We start from the raw sequence: 15,228 nt of genomic DNA on the forward strand, positions 1-15,228 counted from the left end.
GTGTCCTTAATGTGTCAGGGTTGCCTGGTTTACCGGGGCTTGTTGCGCCGGAGCGGCAGTCGGAAGGTATTGTTGTTCAGCGCTTACTGCCCATTGCTGGTAGCGGCGGTAAAGCTGTTCAAAACGTTGAGCCTGTTCTGGGCGAGGTTGCATCGTCTTTTCTACTGCGCTCGCCATTTTTTGTTGGGCGGCGGGAATGTCCGCGTGGACCTTAGCGGCTACGGCGGCGAAGATAGCCGCACCGAGTGCGCAGCACTGGTCTGAAGCAACGATTTGTAGCGGACGGTTCAGCACGTCACAGCAGGTCTGCATGATGACCGGGTTTTTGCGGGCGATGCCACCTAACGCCATTACGTTATTAACCGCAATGCCCTGTTCGGTGAAGCATTCCTGAATTGCGCGCGCGCCAAAGGCCGTGGCGGCAATCAGCCCACCGAACAGCGCTGGTGCGTCGGTGGCCAGATTGAGATCGGTAATCACCCCTTTCAAACGTTGGTTGGCATTGGGCGTACGGCGACCGTTAAACCAGTCGAGTACCACCGGCAGGTGATCCAGCGACGGATTTTTCGCCCAGGCTTCGGTGAGCGCTGGCAACAGTTGTTTTTGGCTGGCTTTAATCTGGGTCTTCAGCTCCGGATGCTGCGCGGCAAGCTGCTCCAGCGGCCAGCTCAGTACGCGGCTAAACCAGGCATAGATATCGCCGAAAGCAGACTGTCCCGCCTCAAGGCCAATAAAATCAGGCACTACGCTGCCATCAACCTGGCCGCATATGCCTTTCACCGCGCGTTCGCCGACGCTGTGTTTGTCGGCAATCAGAATGTCGCAGGTTGAGGTGCCGATGACTTTTACCAGCGTATTGGGCTGTGCGCCCGCGCCGACTGCGCCCATATGGCAGTCAAAAGCGCCGCCTGCAATCACCACGCTTTCCGGTAGCCCCAGACGCTGCGCCCACTCGGCGCACAGGGTGCCAACCGGCAGGTCGGCCGTGACAGTATCGGTAAACATTGGGTATGGCAGATGGCGGTTAAGGATGGGGTCGAGCTCATCAAAGAAACTGGCTGGCGGCAGACCGCCCCAGCTTTCATGCCACAGGGATTTGTGTCCGGCGCTGCAGCGTCCGCGGCGAATATCCTGCGGGCGTACGGTATTGGAGAGCAGGGCCGGAACCCAGTCGCACAGCTCAATCCATGAAACCGCAGCCTCTGCAACCGCATCATCCTGGCGGGTCACATGCAGGATTTTGGCCCAGAACCATTCGCTGGAATAAATACCGCCGATATAGCGGGAGTAATCGATCTTGCCCGGCGTGTGGCACAGACGGGTAATTTCTTCCGCTTCTTCGACTGAGGTGTGATCTTTCCACAGGACAAACATGGCGTTCGGGTTTTCAGCGAACTCCGGACGCAGCGCCAGTACGTTACCGTCTGCATCAATGGGCGCTGGGGTTGAGCCGGTACTGTCAACGCCGATCCCGACCACTTCCGCGCGCTGTTCAGCGCTCAGTTCGGCCAATACGGTTTTCAGCGCCGCTTCCATGGATTCAATGTAGTCGCGCGGATGATGGCGAAACTGGTTGTTTGGGCCATCGCAATACTGTCCTTCCTGCCAACGTGGATACCACTCAACACTGGTGGCGATCTCTTCGCCGGTGGCACATTCCACCGCCAAAGCGCGTACTGAATCACTACCAAAATCGAGGCCAATTGCAATCGCCATCGTCTTACTCCATCCAAAAATACGGGTATGGATAAACAGTAGTGAGTAGCGATAAAAACCGTCAGGCAGGATCCGCTAATCTTATGGATTAAAATGCTGTGGCATCACAAAGTGTGACGCCGTGCAAATAATCAATGTGGACATTTCTGCCGTAGTTATAGACACTTTTGTTAGCCGATTTTGACGTTGGCTTGGGACATGTTTTTTACAAAGTGCTTTTCACAAGCGGGGTTGATGGTCCATTACCGCAAACACAGCGGCCCGCAGCGGCGACGGCGATGATGTCTGGCATAATATGGACAAATTGTTTCTTAGCAGAACCTAGGGAGTATTGAAATTATGGCTGAAACGCAAAACGATCCCCTGCTGCCAGGCTATTCGTTTAACGCGCATTTGGTGGCCGGATTAACCCCCATTGAGGCGAACGGATACCTGGATTTTTTTATCGACAGGCCGCTGGGGATGAAGGGCTACATCCTCAATCTCACCATCCGTGGCGAGGGGGTTATCAATAATCAGGGCCAGCAGTTTGTCTGTCGTCCTGGGGATATTTTGCTGTTTCCTCCCGGAGAAATTCACCACTACGGACGCCATCCTGACGCCAGCGAGTGGTATCACCAGTGGGTTTATTTTCGCCCGCGCGCCTACTGGCAGGAGTGGCTGGCCTGGCCGGCAATCTTTGCCCAGACCGGTTTTTTCCGCCCGGATGAAGCGCACCAGCCGCATTTTAACGAACTGTTTGGACAGATCATTCATGCCGGACAGGGGGAAGGGCGCTATTCCGAACTGTTGGCGATAAACCTGCTGGAGCAATTATTGCTCAGACGTATGGACGCCATTAATGAATCGCTGCACCCGCCCATGGACAATCGCGTGCGCGATGCCTGCCAGTACATCAGCGATCATCTGGCGGACAGTAATTTTGATATTGCCAGCGTTGCGCAGCATGTCTGCCTGTCACCGTCCCGGTTGTCGCATCTGTTCCGCCAACAGTTGGGCATCAGCGTATTAAGCTGGCGCGAGGATCAGCGTATCAGCCAGGCCAAGCTATTGCTAAGTACCACCCGTATGCCTATTGCTACGGTGGGTCGCAATGTTGGCTTCGACGACCAGCTCTATTTCTCGCGCGTTTTCAAAAAATGTACCGGTGCCAGTCCGAGCGAGTTTCGCGCCGGATGTGAATAAAAAGTGAATGATGTGTCCTGAAAGTTGTCATAACTCGCAATCTATTCAGACAATTGATGGCTTGACGAAGTTGAGAAGGGTTAGCAGAATCCCTGCTTCGTAAATCTGACGGACACATTATGCAAGCATTGCTGGAACACTTTATTCTCCAGTCCGCCCTGTACTCTCTGATCGCCGTACTTTTGGTGGCCTTTCTGGAGTCGCTGGCGCTGGTTGGCCTGATCCTGCCCGGTACCGTGATGATGGCCGGGCTGGGGGCGCTGATTGGCAGTGGCGAACTGAACTTCTGGCATGCCTGGCTTGCGGGCATCATTGGTTGCTTATTGGGAGACTGGATCTCCTTCTGGCTGGGCTGGCGCTTTAAAAAGCCGCTGCACCGTTGGTCGTTCATGAAAAAGAACAAGGCATTGCTGGATAAAACCGAGCACGCGCTGCATCAGCACAGCATGTTTACCATCCTGGTAGGGCGCTTTGTTGGCCCGACGCGACCGCTGGTGCCGATGGTGGCGGGTATGCTGGATCTGCCTGTCGCGAAATTTATTGTGCCCAATATCATCGGCTGCGTGTTGTGGCCGCCGTTCTATTTTCTGCCGGGGATCCTGGCGGGGGCGGCAATCGATATTCCTGCTGATATGCAGAGTGGAGATTTTAAATGGTTGCTGCTGGCCACGGCGCTACTGCTGTGGGTAGGCGGTTGGTTTTGCTGGCGGTTGTGGCGCAGCGGCAAAGCGGCTGTCGATCGCTTAACGGCGTATTTCCCCCGCAGCCGTTTGCTGTATCTGGCGCCGTTGACGCTCGGGATCGGTGTGGTTGCGTTGGTGGCGTTGCTGCGACATCCACTGATGCCGGTGTATATCGATATTCTGCGTAAAGTCGTGGGTTACTGACGAATCTTTTGCCGGATGGCGGCTTCGCCTTATCCGGCAACGCATTATGCTTTAATGCCCAATAGCGCCGAGGCGCTGGCGTTGCCGCTTAACAGATCGTCCGTATCGCCCTGCCAGGCGATGCGTCCGTCGGCGACCACAATCGAACGCGTCGCAATGCGCGCCGCATCTTCTACGCTGTGCGAAACCATCAGCAACGTAAGTTGCTTATCGCGACAGACCTCAGCCACCAGCGTTAACATCTCCTGGCGCAGCGCAGGGTCAAGCGCAGAGAACGGTTCATCAAGTAGCAAAATAGGTTGTTCGCGCACCAGGCAACGCGCCAGCGCCACACGTTGTCGCTGCCCGCCGGAAAGCTCGCCCGGAAGCCTGTCCAGCAGGTTATCAAGACCCATTTGCCGGGCGATATGGTGCATTTTCTCCCGCTGCGGTGCGTTCAGCTTCAATCCTGGATTCAGGCCCAGGCCGATGTTTTGCTGCACGTTCAGATGACTGAACAGGTTGTTTTCCTGAAACAGCATCGAAACCGGGCGACGAGAGGGCGGTGTGGTGGTGTGATCTTCACCTGCAATCATCATCGTGCCGCTGGCAGGTGTCAGAAAGCCGGCAATCAGATTCAGAAGCGTACTTTTCCCGGCGCCGCTTGGCCCGAGTATCGCTACCTGCTCACCGCGCGCGACCGACAACGTAAAGCGCATGGGCAGATGATGATAAAGCCATGTGATATCAATCAGTTTTAACATTTCGACCCGGCAATTTCTCAATAACGGTAAACAGCGTAAAGCACAGGATCAGCAGTAATAACGCCGTAACCGCGCCATCCTGACTGCGATAAGAGCCAATCTGCTGATATAAATAAAACGGCAGGGTGCGGAAATCCTCATTACCAAATAACGCCACTACGCCAAAATCGCCAATCGACAGCACGCAGGCAAACGCCATCGCCTGTGCCAGCGGGCGCTTCAGGGCGCGCAGTTCAACCACTTTCAGGCGCGACCATCCCTCAATGCCCAACGACTGGCACAACATACTATAGCGCGCAGTGACGTCACGCATTGGGTTTTCCAGCACCTTCAATGCATAAGGGATCGCCATCAGCGCATTGGTAAAAATAACAATGCCGTCGGCAGATTCGGGAAGCCCAATAGTGTTATTGAGCAGCAGAAAGAAGCCGGTTGCCAGCACGATACCCGGCATGGCGAGGATCATCATGCCGCTCAACTCCAGCATTTGTCCTGCCAGCGCCTGTTGGCGGGCACGCAGTTCACGACTACTCCATAACAGCATCATGGTGAGTATGACGCACAACGCACCTGCCGCCAGCGCAATGCGCAGCGAGGTTCCCAGCGCCTGCCACAGTACGGGTTGTCTAAGAACATCCAGTACATGGCGGTTTAAGCCATCGACAATCACCGCCAGCAACGGCGGAAGCAACAGCAACAGAGCGAGAACAATCAGAATTAAGTCAGCCAGACGGCTGTGCAGACGATCGTCGGGATCCCGCCAGCCCTGAACCAGCGTGGTGCCGGGGGCGATGGCGCGGCTCAAACGTTGGCTGAGCAGCACCAGTGCCAGACAACAAATCATCTGGATCAACGCCAGCATGGCTGCGCGGGCGGGATCGTAATCAAAGTTCAGCGCCTGATAGATAGCCAGTTCGATGGTGGTGGCCTGCGGCCCACCGCCCAGCGATAAAACGGTGGCGAAGCTGGCGAAGCACAGCATAAAGATGAGCGCCGCGACGGGAAGGATTTGCCGACGCAGCCACGGCCATTCAACGAAACGGAAGAAATGCCAGCCGCGCAGACCCAACTGAGCGGCTAACTGTCGCTGCTCGCCGGGAATATTCTCTAGCGACTGCAACAGCAGACGGCTGGCCATCGGCAGATTGAAAAAGACGTGCGCCAGCAGAATGCCTTGCAAGCCGTATGGCGAAAACGTCCACTCCAGCCCGAATGTATGCCAGAGCGAGGCCAGCCAACCCTGGCGACCGTAGACGCTAAGAATACCGAAGACCGCGACCAGCACCGGCAGGATTAACGTCATGGCGCACAGGCGCAGCAGCGCCAGACGTCCTGGAAAACGGCGACGATAGAGCGCTCTGGCAAGGAAAATCGCCGGGACAACCGACAGCACAGCGGATAGAAAAGCCTGCCAGAAAGAAAAGCGCACCACGTGCCACAGGTAGTCATCTTGCCACAGTGAGAGCCACTCTCCCTGCGGGGCGTTAAACCACAGTGCCAGAAACGCGGCCAGGGCAACGACCACCATCAGCGTGGCGGCGGTAAGCCCTGGAACCAGCCAGCCGGGGATTAACGGCTGACGGCGCGTTGCCATTCGCTAATCCATGCCTGACGTTGAGTCGCAACCTGCTGCGGCGTAAATTCCAGCGCGGTGGCTGGCTTAGTCAGTTGCTCGAATCCTGACGGCAGGGCGACCTGCGTCACCGGATACATCCAGTTGCCGGTCGGAATCGCATTCTGGAATGCCGGAGACACCATAAACTTCAGGAACTTCTCGGCCAGTTCCGGCTGCTTGCTGGCCGCGGTACGCGCGGCGACTTCCACCTGCAAATAGTGGCCTTCGCTAAAATTAGCGGCGGCGTAGTTGTCTTTTTTCTCGGCGATGATGTGATAGACCGGAGAGGTGGTGTAGCTGAGCACCAGATCGCTTTCACCTTTCAGGAACAGGCCGTAGGCTTCGCTCCAGCCCTTGGTGACGGTGACGGTTTTGGCTGCCAGTTTCTGCCACGCCTCTGGCGCTTTATCGCCATAGACTTTCTGCATCCATAGCAGCAGACCCAGACCCGGCGTGCTGGTGCGCGGATCCTGATAAATGACGCGCCATTTTTGGTCGCTTTCAACCAGTTCCTTCAGGCTTTTGGGCGGATTCTTCAGCTTGTTCTTATCATAAACGAAGGCGAAATAGCCGTAGTCAAACGGAACGAAGGTATCGTTTTTCCAGCCGCCGGGTACGTTAACGGTGTCGTTTGCTACACCACTTTTGGCAAACAGTTTGGTTTGTGTGGCGGCTTCCAGAAGGTTGTTATCCAGACCGAGTACAACGTCGGCTTTACTGTTTTTTCCTTCCATGCGCAGGCGGTTAAGCAATGAAACACCATCTTCCAGCGCGACCAGTTTTAATTCACAGTTGCAGTCAGCTTCAAAGGCTTTTTTGATTGTTGGGCCCGGGCCCCAGTCAGCCGCGAACGAGTCGTAGGTATAGACGGTCAGTACAGGTTTGGCGAAGACAGGCGCTGCGCACAGCAGTAAAAGCGGAAGATATTTTTTAAACACTTTGCACCTCAAGAGTTGGGTGGCAAAGGACTTGAGATAAGCCTCAAATCCCTTCGCCGGCATTATCCGGATCAGGTTCGACGGGTATCTCTCAGCCCATACGCAGATCGAATGATTCTGTGTATGTTTTTATTTAGCACCCCGTTGAGAACGGCGTTAGTGTAATGATTTTGTTGCTTAGCAGCAATCAAGGATCCGGCGGAGCAAACCACGCCGATTTAAAATCAAACCAGCCGAGGGTATTCATGCGTAACCCGCGCATACTGCGCTGTCCCTGAATGATCAGCCAGTGGTGGATTAATGGCACAATGGCCTTGGTGGCGAGCAGCTGTTGGCACCATGCTGCCAGGCTCATTTCGCCCGTTCGCCAGCGAGCCGCATCGTTTTCCCAGTCCCGTGAGATACAGTTTTGCAGCAGCGGGACTTCGCACAAATGGGCGAACAGCGAGAAGTCCAGCGGTAGGGTAAAGTTGGCGCTGTTTAGCCAGATATCGCTGACGATTTCTCCCGCATGCCATTGATCGTAGTCGATCTCCTGAATAGTCAACTGCACCTGATGCGCAGCCAGCAGCGTTTTCATGATCTGCGCGATAATCCGGTGTTCGATATGATCGCGATAGTAAGTGAGCGTCAGCGTTTCCAGCCCGGCTGGTTTTTCACCATGGCCGGGTCTGGCGTGATGCCAGCGAGGCAGTAAGCCGTAGGCGGGGAACCACAGTCGCTGATACTGTTCGTCGGCGTGGCAAATTAAATGGGTTGGCGAGAGTACGCGGCTAGCCCACTCGCGGACCTCCTGATTTGCGCCGCGGTGGGATCGTGCATCAAACAGCAGGTAGTAGCAACCTTCTTCGAGGCGACTTTCAATCGCCTTTTCATCCTCTGTGGGACCTTTTAGCGTCAAACCGCCGCCTGGCTCTTCGCCGATGTCAGGTAACACCCAAACGTTCACTTCGTCGATCAGCGCCCGGTAACCAAAGTAATCATCAAATGCGTGAATTTTCAGCTGGTTATTGGTGTTTCTCATCACCGCATATGGGCCAGTACCAATCGGGTGGCTGGAGAAGTTATTCAGCGTTTCCCATTCTCGCGGCAGGATCATGGCGGGGACTTGCCCCAATAACCAGGGAAGCCAACGGTCGGGCTGAGACAGATGGATATCCAGCGTCCAGGCCGTGGGAGAGACGATTTGTGTAATGTGCGAGTACAGAGGCAACGTGTTAATTCGGGTCAATGAGGTGATCACATCGTCCATCTCCAGCTCACGACCGTGATGAAAATGGATCCCCGGGCGCAGGAAGAATCGCCAGTGTAAAGGTGAAATCTGCTGCCAGTGATGGGCAATGTCCGCTTCCAGTTCCCCATTTTCCTCATTTACCCGTATTAAGGCGCTGAAGATTTGTCGGGCGATATGGGTTTCGGAGCGGCGTAGCGCCGTACCAGGTAGCAGGTTGCGCATGGGACGATAATAGAGAACGCGCATGATGTGCCGACCCTGGCGAAAGCTGCGGCCGAGGTGGGAAACCAGCATCTGCCGGACGGCCGTTTTGTCACCGACCAGTTGCACCAGTTGATCGATGCGATCCTGTTCCAGCAGGTCTTCTGCGCGTTGCTGCTGGAGCGCCAGCCCGGTGTAGAGGAATGTCAGGCGTGAGCGTTTACCGCGTCCAACCTCGGCTTCCCACGTTAACCAACCGCGCTCCTGCATGGTATTAAGCAGGGTACGCATATGGCGGCGCGAGCAGCTAAGCAGCTCTGCCAGCTCGTTCAGCGTGGTGTCTTGCGTTTTGCCGTCACAGCATTGCCACAGACGGATGAACTGTTGTTGCAAACGACCAGAAGACATAAAAGGGGAACTCCTGCGAAAAATTCAGCAATTTTATTATCCCTATATTAAGCCAATAATAGATTCCGATGAAGCGATGAGACAACGAAGGGGTCATCTATGCGTCAGTTCTATATGAAGTACTTTACCGCGACGGAAAAAACGTCCTGGTTGGCTTGCCTGAGCGCACCGCAGCGCTTAAAGATGCTCGAAGAACTGATGCAGTGGGAGGTGACAGCCTGACCTCTGAATTACGCATTGCAGACATCATGTGTGACTGAGTATTGGTGTAAAATCACCCGCCAGCAGATTTTTTCTGCTGGCTTTTTTCGTATCAGCCCAGCCAATAGGGATAACAATGCTCTGGATTATGACCATGGGACGGCGCCTCAACGGCGTTTACGCGGCATTTATGCTGGTCGCTTTTATGATGGGCGTGGCAGGGGCATTGCAGGCACCCACCCTGAGTCTGTTCCTGAGCCGTGAAGTCGGTGCGCAACCATTTTGGGTCGGGCTGTTTTACACCGTCAATGCGATTGCCGGGATCGTGGTTAGCCTCGGGCTTGCAAAACGATCCGACAGCCAGGGCGATCGGCGCAAGCTGATCATGTTTTGCTGCCTGATGGCGATTGGCAACGCGCTGCTGTTTGCGTTTAATCGCCATTATCTCACGTTGATCACCTGCGGTGTGCTGCTGGCCTCGCTGGCGAATACCGCCATGCCGCAGTTGTTTGCGCTGGCGCGGGAATATGCGGATAACTCCGCGCGTGAAGTAGTGATGTTTAGTTCGGTGATGCGTGCGCAGCTTTCGCTGGCCTGGGTGATCGGACCGCCGCTGGCCTTCATGCTGGCGCTGAATTACGGCTTTACGGCGATGTTTTCCATTGCCGCAGGGATTTTTGCCATTAGCCTGGTACTGATTGCGCTGATACTGCCGTCTGTCGCTCGGGTGGCGCAGTCCGTTGACGTGCCGCTGGAACAAACCGGCGGTTGGCAGGACAAAAATGTGCGGATGCTGTTTATTGCCTCCACGCTGATGTGGGCCTGCAATACCATGTACATCATCGATATGCCGCTGTGGATTAGCCAGGATTTAGGGCTGCCCGATAAGCTGGCGGGCATTTTAATGGGGACGGCTGCCGGGCTGGAAATTCCGGCGATGATTCTGGCGGGCTACTACGTGAAGCACTTTGGTAAACGGCGAATGATGATCGTCGCCGTGGCGGCCGGCGTGCTGTTTTATCTGGGGCTGATCTTCTTTCATAGCCATACGGCTCTGCTTATTTTGCAACTGTTTAACGCCGTATTCATCGGTATTGTCGCTGGGATAGGGATGCTGTGGTTTCAGGATCTGATGCCCGGACGCGCGGGTTCAGCGACCACATTATTTACCAACAGTATTTCGACCGGCGTCATTCTGGCGGGGGTGATTCAGGGTGCTGTTGCGCAAAGTTACGGACATTTTGCCGTTTACTGGGTAATCGCGGCGATTTCAGTGGTTACGTTGGTGATGACCGGGCGGGTGAAGGATGTTTGATTTATAAAGTGCCGGATGGCGGCGTAAACGCCTTATCCGGCCTACAATTGGAGCGCATATGTAGGCCGGATAAGCGCAGCGCATCCGGTATAACAAAAGACTAGCGCATAAACGCTGGCTGCTCGTTTTCGTACTCGGTGATGGCCGCTTCATGCTGCAGCGTCAGCCCGATGCTGTCGAGACCATTCAGCATGCAGTGACGGCGGAAGTCGTCGATTTTAAAGCTGTAAGACTTATCGCCCGCTTTCACCACCTGCGCTTCCAGATCCACTTCAAATTTAATGCCTGGATTGGCTAACACCTGCGCAAACAGTTCATCCACCTGCGCATCGCTCAGGGTGACCGGCAGCAGTTGGTTATTGAAGCTGTTACCGTAGAAGATGTCGGCGAAGCTTGGGGCGATCACCACTTTAAAACCGTAATCGGTCAGCGCCCACGGCGCATGTTCGCGAGAAGAGCCGCAGCCAAAGTTTTCCCGCGCGAGCAGAATGGACGCGCCTTTATATTCCGGGAAGTTCAGCACGAACTCAGGATTAGGCTGTTGACCTTTTTCGTCCAGAAAACGCCAGTCGTTGAACAGATGGGCGCCAAAACCGGTACGCGTCACCTTCTGCAAAAACTGTTTGGGAATAATGGCGTCGGTATCAACGTTGGCGGCATCCAGTGGGACAACCAGGCCGGTATGCTGGGTAAATTTCTCTGCCATGGTAGTTTCCTTATTTGATGCTGCGAATGTCGGCAAAATGACCAGTAACGGCGGCAGCGGCAGCCATGGCCGGGCTGACTAAATGCGTGCGACCACCACGGCCTTGACGGCCTTCAAAGTTACGGTTGCTGGTGGAGGCACAGCGCTCACCCGGATTCAGGCGGTCATTGTTCATCGCCAGACACATCGAACAGCCCGGTAAACGCCATTCGAATCCTGCTTCGATAAAAATCTTATCCAGACCTTCTGCTTCCGCTTGCGCTTTCACCGGACCAGAACCCGGCACCACCAGCGCCTGTACGCCCGGTGCGACTTTACGGCCTTTGGCGATTTCCGCTGCGGCGCGTAAATCTTCAATACGCGAGTTGGTGCAGGAACCGATGAACACTTTATCGATAGCAACTTCTGTTAACGGAATGCCCGGTTTTAATCCCATGTAAGCCAACGCTTTCTCAGCCGATGCGCGTTCCACCGGATCGGTAAATGATGCCGGGTCGGGAATATTATCGTTTACCGAGATGACCTGACCCGGGTTCGTTCCCCAGGTGACTTGCGGCGCGATCTCTTCTGCCTGCAGGGTGACGACGGTATCAAAGGTGGCACCATCGTCGGTTTTCAGCGTTTTCCAGTACTCAACCGCGTGGGTAAAATCTTCGCCCTTCGGTGCGTGTAAACGCCCTTGCACATAGTTAAAAGTGGTTTCATCCGGTGCGACCAGACCCGCTTTGGCACCCATTTCAATGGCCATGTTACACAGGGTCATACGGCCTTCCATGCTCAGTTCGCGAATGGCTTCGCCGCAAAACTCAACCACGTGCCCGGTGCCGCCCGCGCTACCGGTTTTACCGATAATCGCCAGCACGATATCTTTGGCGGTAATACCAGGGGCTGCTTTGCCGTTGACTTCAATCTTCATGGTTTTGGCGCGCCCTTGTTTCAGGGTCTGCGTCGCCAGCACGTGTTCAACTTCAGAGGTGCCAATACCAAAGGCCAACGCGCCGAACGCGCCGTGGGTGGCGGTGTGGGAGTCGCCGCAGACGATGGTCATACCCGGCAACGTCACGCCTTGTTCAGGCCCCATTACGTGGACGATCCCCTGATACGGATGATTCAGGTCGTACAGTTCGACGCCAAATTCATTACAGTTTTTGATCAATTCCTGCATCTGAATACGCGCCATCTCGCCGGAAGCGTTAATGTCTTTGGTCTGCGTGGAGACGTTGTGGTCCATGGTGGCAAAGGTTTTGCCTGGCTGGCGCACTTGACGCCCATGCGCGCGCAGCCCATCAAACGCCTGCGGAGAGGTCACTTCATGCACCAGATGTCTGTCGATATACAACAGCGGGGTTTCGTTTTGCGCCTCAAAGACGACGTGCGCATCAAACAATTTTTCGTATAACGTTTTGGCCATGATTACACCCCTTCTGCGACATAACGGGCAATAATGTCACCCATTTCATCGGTACCGACTGCGGCAGCGCCACGGGCTAAGTCACCGGTGCGAATGCCTTCTTCTAATGCGCGGTTGATGGCGCTCTCAATGGCGGTTGCCGCATCATTGGCATCCAGGCTGTAACGCAACAGCAGCGCCAGTGACAGAATTTGGGCGATAGGATTGGCAATATTCTTCCCTGCGATATCGGGTGCAGAACCGCCAGCGGGCTCGTACAGGCCAAAACCCTGCTCATTCAGGCTGGCAGACGGCAACATCCCCATTGAGCCCGTGATCATGGCGCATTCGTCAGACAGAATGTCGCCAAACAGGTTGGAACACAGCAGCACGTCGAACTGGGAGGGATCTTTGATCAACTGCATCGTCGCATTGTCGATGTACATATGCGCCAGTTCAACGTCCGGATATTCATTCGCAATTTCATTGACGATTTCGCGCCACAGAATCGATGTTTGCAGTACGTTCGCTTTATCAATCGATGTGACTTTACGGCGACGCTGGCGAGCGGATTCAAACGCGATACGCGCAATACGTTCGATCTCGAAACGGTGATAAACCTCGGTATCAAACGCTTTTTCATGTTGTCCGCTGCCTTCGCGGCCTTTTGGCTGACCGAAGTAGATCCCGCCGGTCAGTTCACGTACGCACAGGATGTCGAAACCGTTAGCTGCAATGTCGGCGCGCAGCGGGCAAAAGGCTTCCAGCCCCTGGTACAACTTCGCCGGACGCAGGTTACTGAATAATTTGAAGTGCTTACGCAACGGCAGCAGCGCACCACGCTCGGGTTGCTGGTTAGGCGGCAGATGTTCCCATTTCGGGCCGCCAACGGAGCCAAACAAAATGGCGTCAGCTTGCTCACAGCCTTCAACCGTCGCAGGCGGCAGCGGCTGGCCGTGGTTATCAATGGCCGCACCACCCACATCGTAGTGGCTGGTGGTAATGCGCATGTTAAAACGGTTGCGGATTGCGTCCAGTACCTTCAAGGCTTGCGCCATCACTTCCGGGCCAATACCGTCACCCGGCAAAACAGCAATATGATAATTCTTCGACATCACACGGTTTCCTTGTTGTTCTCGTTGTTCTGAGCTTTGCGTTGCAATTCTTTTTCGACTTCTTCGGCGCGCCAGATGTTGTTCAGCACATGAACCATTGCTTTAGCGGAAGATTCGACGATATCTGTCGCCAGACCGACGCCGTGGAAGCGGCGACCGTTATAGTTGGCGACGATATCCACCTGACCCAGCGCATCTTTACCGTGCCCTTTGGCGGTCAGGCTGTATTTCACCAGTTCAATGTTGTATTCGGTAACACGGTTGATGGCCTGATAAATGGCATCGACCGGGCCGTTACCGTTCGCCGCTTCGGCTTTCACTTCTTCACCGCAGGCCAGCTTGACGGAGGCGGTGGCGATGTCATTTGAGCCGGACTGCACGCTGAAGTAATCCAGACGGAAATGCTCTGGCTCTTCTTGCTGTTTGTTAATAAAGGCCAGTGCTTCCAGGTCGTAATCAAATACCTGACCTTTTTTATCCGCCAGTTTCAGGAAGGCGTCGTACAGGTTGTCCAGGTTGTATTCATTTTCTTTATATCCCATCTCGTCCATACGGTGTTTTACCGCAGCGCGTCCGGAACGGGAGGTCAGGTTTAACTGTACCTGGTTCAGGCCGATGGATTCAGGCGTCATGATTTCGTAGTTTTCACGATTTTTCAGCACACCGTCCTGATGGATACCGGAAGAGTGGGCAAACGCGCCGCTACCGACAATCGCTTTGTTGGCCGGGATAGGCATGTTGCAGATTTGGCTGACTAACTGACTGGTACGCCAAATTTCCTGGTGATTAATGCGGGTCTGTACGTTCAGAATATCTTTGCGTACTTTGATCGCCATGATCACTTCTTCCAGTGAGCAGTTACCGGCGCGTTCGCCGATACCGTTCATTGCGCCTTCCACCTGGCGAGCACCGGCGTGAACGGCCGCCAGCGCGTTGCCAACGCCCAGACCTAAATCATCATGGGTGTGCACGGAGATGATGGCTTTATCGATATTCGGTACGCGTTCATACAGGCCAGAAATGATTCCACCAAACTCAAATGGCATGGTGTAACCGACGGTATCAGGGATATTGATGGTTTTGGCACCGGCGTTAATGGCGGCTTCGACCACGCGGGCCAGATCGGCGATAGGAGTACGTCCCGCATCTTCACATGAGAACTCCACGTCATCTGTATAATTACGCGCACGCTTAACCATATAGATTGCTCGTTCGATCACTTCATCCAGCGTGCTGCGTAATTTCGTCGCGATATGCATCGGCGAGGTGGCGATAAAGGTATGAATGCGGAAAGCCTCAGCGACCTTCAGCGATTCCGCGGCAACGTCGATATCTTTTTCTACGCAGCGTGCTAAGGCACACACGCGGCTGTTCTTAACCTGACGAGCGATGGTTTGTACGGACTCAAAGTCACCTGGAGAAGAGACCGGGAAACCCACTTCCATCACGTCAACGCCCATACGCTCGAGGGCCAGAGCTATCTGCAGTTTTTCTTTCACACTCAGGCTTGCCTGTAACGCCTGTTCACCATCGCGTAAGGTGGTATCGAAAATAATGACTTGCTGGCTCATGGT

The 15,228-nt window shown here is 54.7% G+C and carries 13 protein-coding genes and 1 riboswitch; of the genes, 4 read left to right on the forward strand and 9 right to left on the reverse strand.

The window, feature by feature from the left end:
- Window positions 1–6: 6 nt before the first annotated feature.
- Window positions 7–1,716, reverse strand: coding sequence for a ribulokinase (gene araB, locus AL515_RS05380; RefSeq protein WP_061067228.1), 1,710 nt, complete (start codon window positions 1,714–1,716; stop codon window positions 7–9).
- Between the two features lie 339 nt (window positions 1,717–2,055).
- Between araB and araC the strand changes: the two genes are divergently transcribed.
- Entirely contained in the window at window positions 2,056–2,901 is an 846-nt protein-coding gene (gene araC, locus AL515_RS05385) for an arabinose operon transcriptional regulator AraC (RefSeq protein WP_048212712.1), read from the forward strand.
- Window positions 2,902–3,020: 119 nt separating this feature from the next.
- A complete protein-coding gene (locus tag AL515_RS05390) occupies window positions 3,021–3,788 on the forward strand; it encodes a DedA family protein (protein WP_061067229.1) in 768 nt (255 codons plus the stop codon).
- A gap of 44 nt (window positions 3,789–3,832) precedes the next feature.
- Here AL515_RS05390 and thiQ read toward each other — a convergent pair whose 3' ends face one another.
- The 4 genes from thiQ to sgrR all read right to left on the reverse strand — a co-directional run bounded on the left by thiQ (window position 3,833) and on the right by sgrR (window position 8,927).
- On the reverse strand, window positions 3,833–4,531 hold the full coding sequence (gene thiQ / locus AL515_RS05395; RefSeq protein WP_061067230.1) for a thiamine ABC transporter ATP-binding protein ThiQ: 699 nt from the start codon (window positions 4,529–4,531) through the stop codon (window positions 3,833–3,835).
- Window positions 4,515–6,125, reverse strand: coding sequence for a thiamine/thiamine pyrophosphate ABC transporter permease ThiP (gene thiP, locus AL515_RS05400; protein ID WP_061067231.1), 1,611 nt, complete (start codon window positions 6,123–6,125; stop codon window positions 4,515–4,517). The genes thiQ and thiP overlap by 17 nt, the downstream gene beginning before the upstream one ends.
- Window positions 6,101–7,084, reverse strand: a complete 984-nt coding sequence (gene thiB / locus AL515_RS05405) for a thiamine ABC transporter substrate binding subunit (RefSeq protein WP_061067232.1) — start codon at window positions 7,082–7,084, stop codon at window positions 6,101–6,103. Before thiB ends, thiP begins: the two co-directional genes overlap by 25 nt.
- A gap of 30 nt (window positions 7,085–7,114) precedes the next feature.
- Window positions 7,115–7,238, reverse strand: a riboswitch (TPP riboswitch).
- A gap of 33 nt (window positions 7,239–7,271) precedes the next feature.
- Window positions 7,272–8,927 carry an HTH-type transcriptional regulator SgrR gene (gene sgrR, locus AL515_RS05410; protein ID WP_061067233.1) on the reverse strand — a complete coding sequence of 552 codons (1,656 nt, stop codon included), beginning with the start codon at window positions 8,925–8,927 and terminating at the stop codon, window positions 7,272–7,274.
- A gap of 99 nt (window positions 8,928–9,026) precedes the next feature.
- Here sgrR and sgrT point away from each other — a divergent pair, with 99 nt between their 5' ends.
- Window positions 9,027–9,149 (forward strand): glucose uptake inhibitor SgrT, encoded by a 123-nt coding sequence (sgrT, locus tag AL515_RS05415; protein WP_061067234.1) that lies wholly within the window; start codon window positions 9,027–9,029, stop codon window positions 9,147–9,149.
- Between the two features lie 115 nt (window positions 9,150–9,264).
- The gene (locus tag AL515_RS05420) at window positions 9,265–10,443 is read left to right on the forward strand and encodes a sugar efflux transporter (RefSeq protein WP_061067235.1); all 1,179 of its coding nucleotides are present in this window, start codon (window positions 9,265–9,267) and stop codon (window positions 10,441–10,443) included.
- A 100-nt stretch (window positions 10,444–10,543) separates the two neighbouring features.
- Here the strand turns inward: AL515_RS05420 and leuD are convergent, their stop codons facing one another.
- Genes leuD through leuA form a run of 4 tightly spaced genes read right to left on the reverse strand, consistent with a single transcriptional unit; the run spans window position 10,544 to window position 15,225 of the window.
- Window positions 10,544–11,149, reverse strand: a complete 606-nt coding sequence (gene leuD, locus AL515_RS05425) for a 3-isopropylmalate dehydratase small subunit (RefSeq protein ID WP_048212705.1) — start codon at window positions 11,147–11,149, stop codon at window positions 10,544–10,546.
- A 10-nt stretch (window positions 11,150–11,159) separates the two neighbouring features.
- Window positions 11,160–12,560 carry a 3-isopropylmalate dehydratase large subunit gene (gene leuC, locus AL515_RS05430; RefSeq protein ID WP_061067236.1) on the reverse strand — a complete coding sequence of 467 codons (1,401 nt, stop codon included), beginning with the start codon at window positions 12,558–12,560 and terminating at the stop codon, window positions 11,160–11,162.
- A 2-nt stretch (window positions 12,561–12,562) separates the two neighbouring features.
- On the reverse strand, window positions 12,563–13,654 hold the full coding sequence (gene leuB, locus AL515_RS05435; RefSeq protein ID WP_061067237.1) for a 3-isopropylmalate dehydrogenase: 1,092 nt from the start codon (window positions 13,652–13,654) through the stop codon (window positions 12,563–12,565).
- Window positions 13,654–15,225, reverse strand: coding sequence for a 2-isopropylmalate synthase (gene leuA / locus AL515_RS05440; RefSeq protein WP_048212702.1), 1,572 nt, complete (start codon window positions 15,223–15,225; stop codon window positions 13,654–13,656). Before leuA ends, leuB begins: the two co-directional genes overlap by 1 nt.
- Window positions 15,226–15,228 lie beyond the last annotated feature (3 nt).

Source organism: Citrobacter sp. FDAARGOS_156, assembly GCF_001559235.2.
Taxonomy (GTDB): domain Bacteria; phylum Pseudomonadota; class Gammaproteobacteria; order Enterobacterales; family Enterobacteriaceae; genus Citrobacter; species Citrobacter youngae.

Excerpts from the sequence above, each read along its gene's own strand:
- araB (WP_061067228.1), bottom strand. The coding sequence starts at position 1,716 with ATGGCGATTGCAATTGGCCTCGATTTTGGTAGTGATTCAGTACGCGCT.
- araC (WP_048212712.1), top strand. The coding sequence starts at position 2,056 with ATGGCTGAAACGCAAAACGATCCCCTGCTGCCAGGCTATTCGTTTAAC.
- AL515_RS05390 (WP_061067229.1), top strand. The coding sequence starts at position 3,021 with ATGCAAGCATTGCTGGAACACTTTATTCTCCAGTCCGCCCTGTACTCT.
- thiQ (WP_061067230.1), bottom strand. The coding sequence starts at position 4,531 with ATGTTAAAACTGATTGATATCACATGGCTTTATCATCATCTGCCCATG.
- thiP (WP_061067231.1), bottom strand. The coding sequence starts at position 6,125 with ATGGCAACGCGCCGTCAGCCGTTAATCCCCGGCTGGCTGGTTCCAGGG.
- sgrR (WP_061067233.1), bottom strand. The coding sequence starts at position 8,927 with ATGTCTTCTGGTCGTTTGCAACAACAGTTCATCCGTCTGTGGCAATGC.
- sgrT (WP_061067234.1), top strand. The coding sequence starts at position 9,027 with ATGCGTCAGTTCTATATGAAGTACTTTACCGCGACGGAAAAAACGTCC.
- AL515_RS05420 (WP_061067235.1), top strand. The coding sequence starts at position 9,265 with ATGCTCTGGATTATGACCATGGGACGGCGCCTCAACGGCGTTTACGCG.
- leuD (WP_048212705.1), bottom strand. The coding sequence starts at position 11,149 with ATGGCAGAGAAATTTACCCAGCATACCGGCCTGGTTGTCCCACTGGAT.
- leuC (WP_061067236.1), bottom strand. The coding sequence starts at position 12,560 with ATGGCCAAAACGTTATACGAAAAATTGTTTGATGCGCACGTCGTCTTT.
- leuB (WP_061067237.1), bottom strand. The coding sequence starts at position 13,654 with ATGTCGAAGAATTATCATATTGCTGTTTTGCCGGGTGACGGTATTGGC.
- leuA (WP_048212702.1), bottom strand. The coding sequence starts at position 15,225 with ATGAGCCAGCAAGTCATTATTTTCGATACCACCTTACGCGATGGTGAA.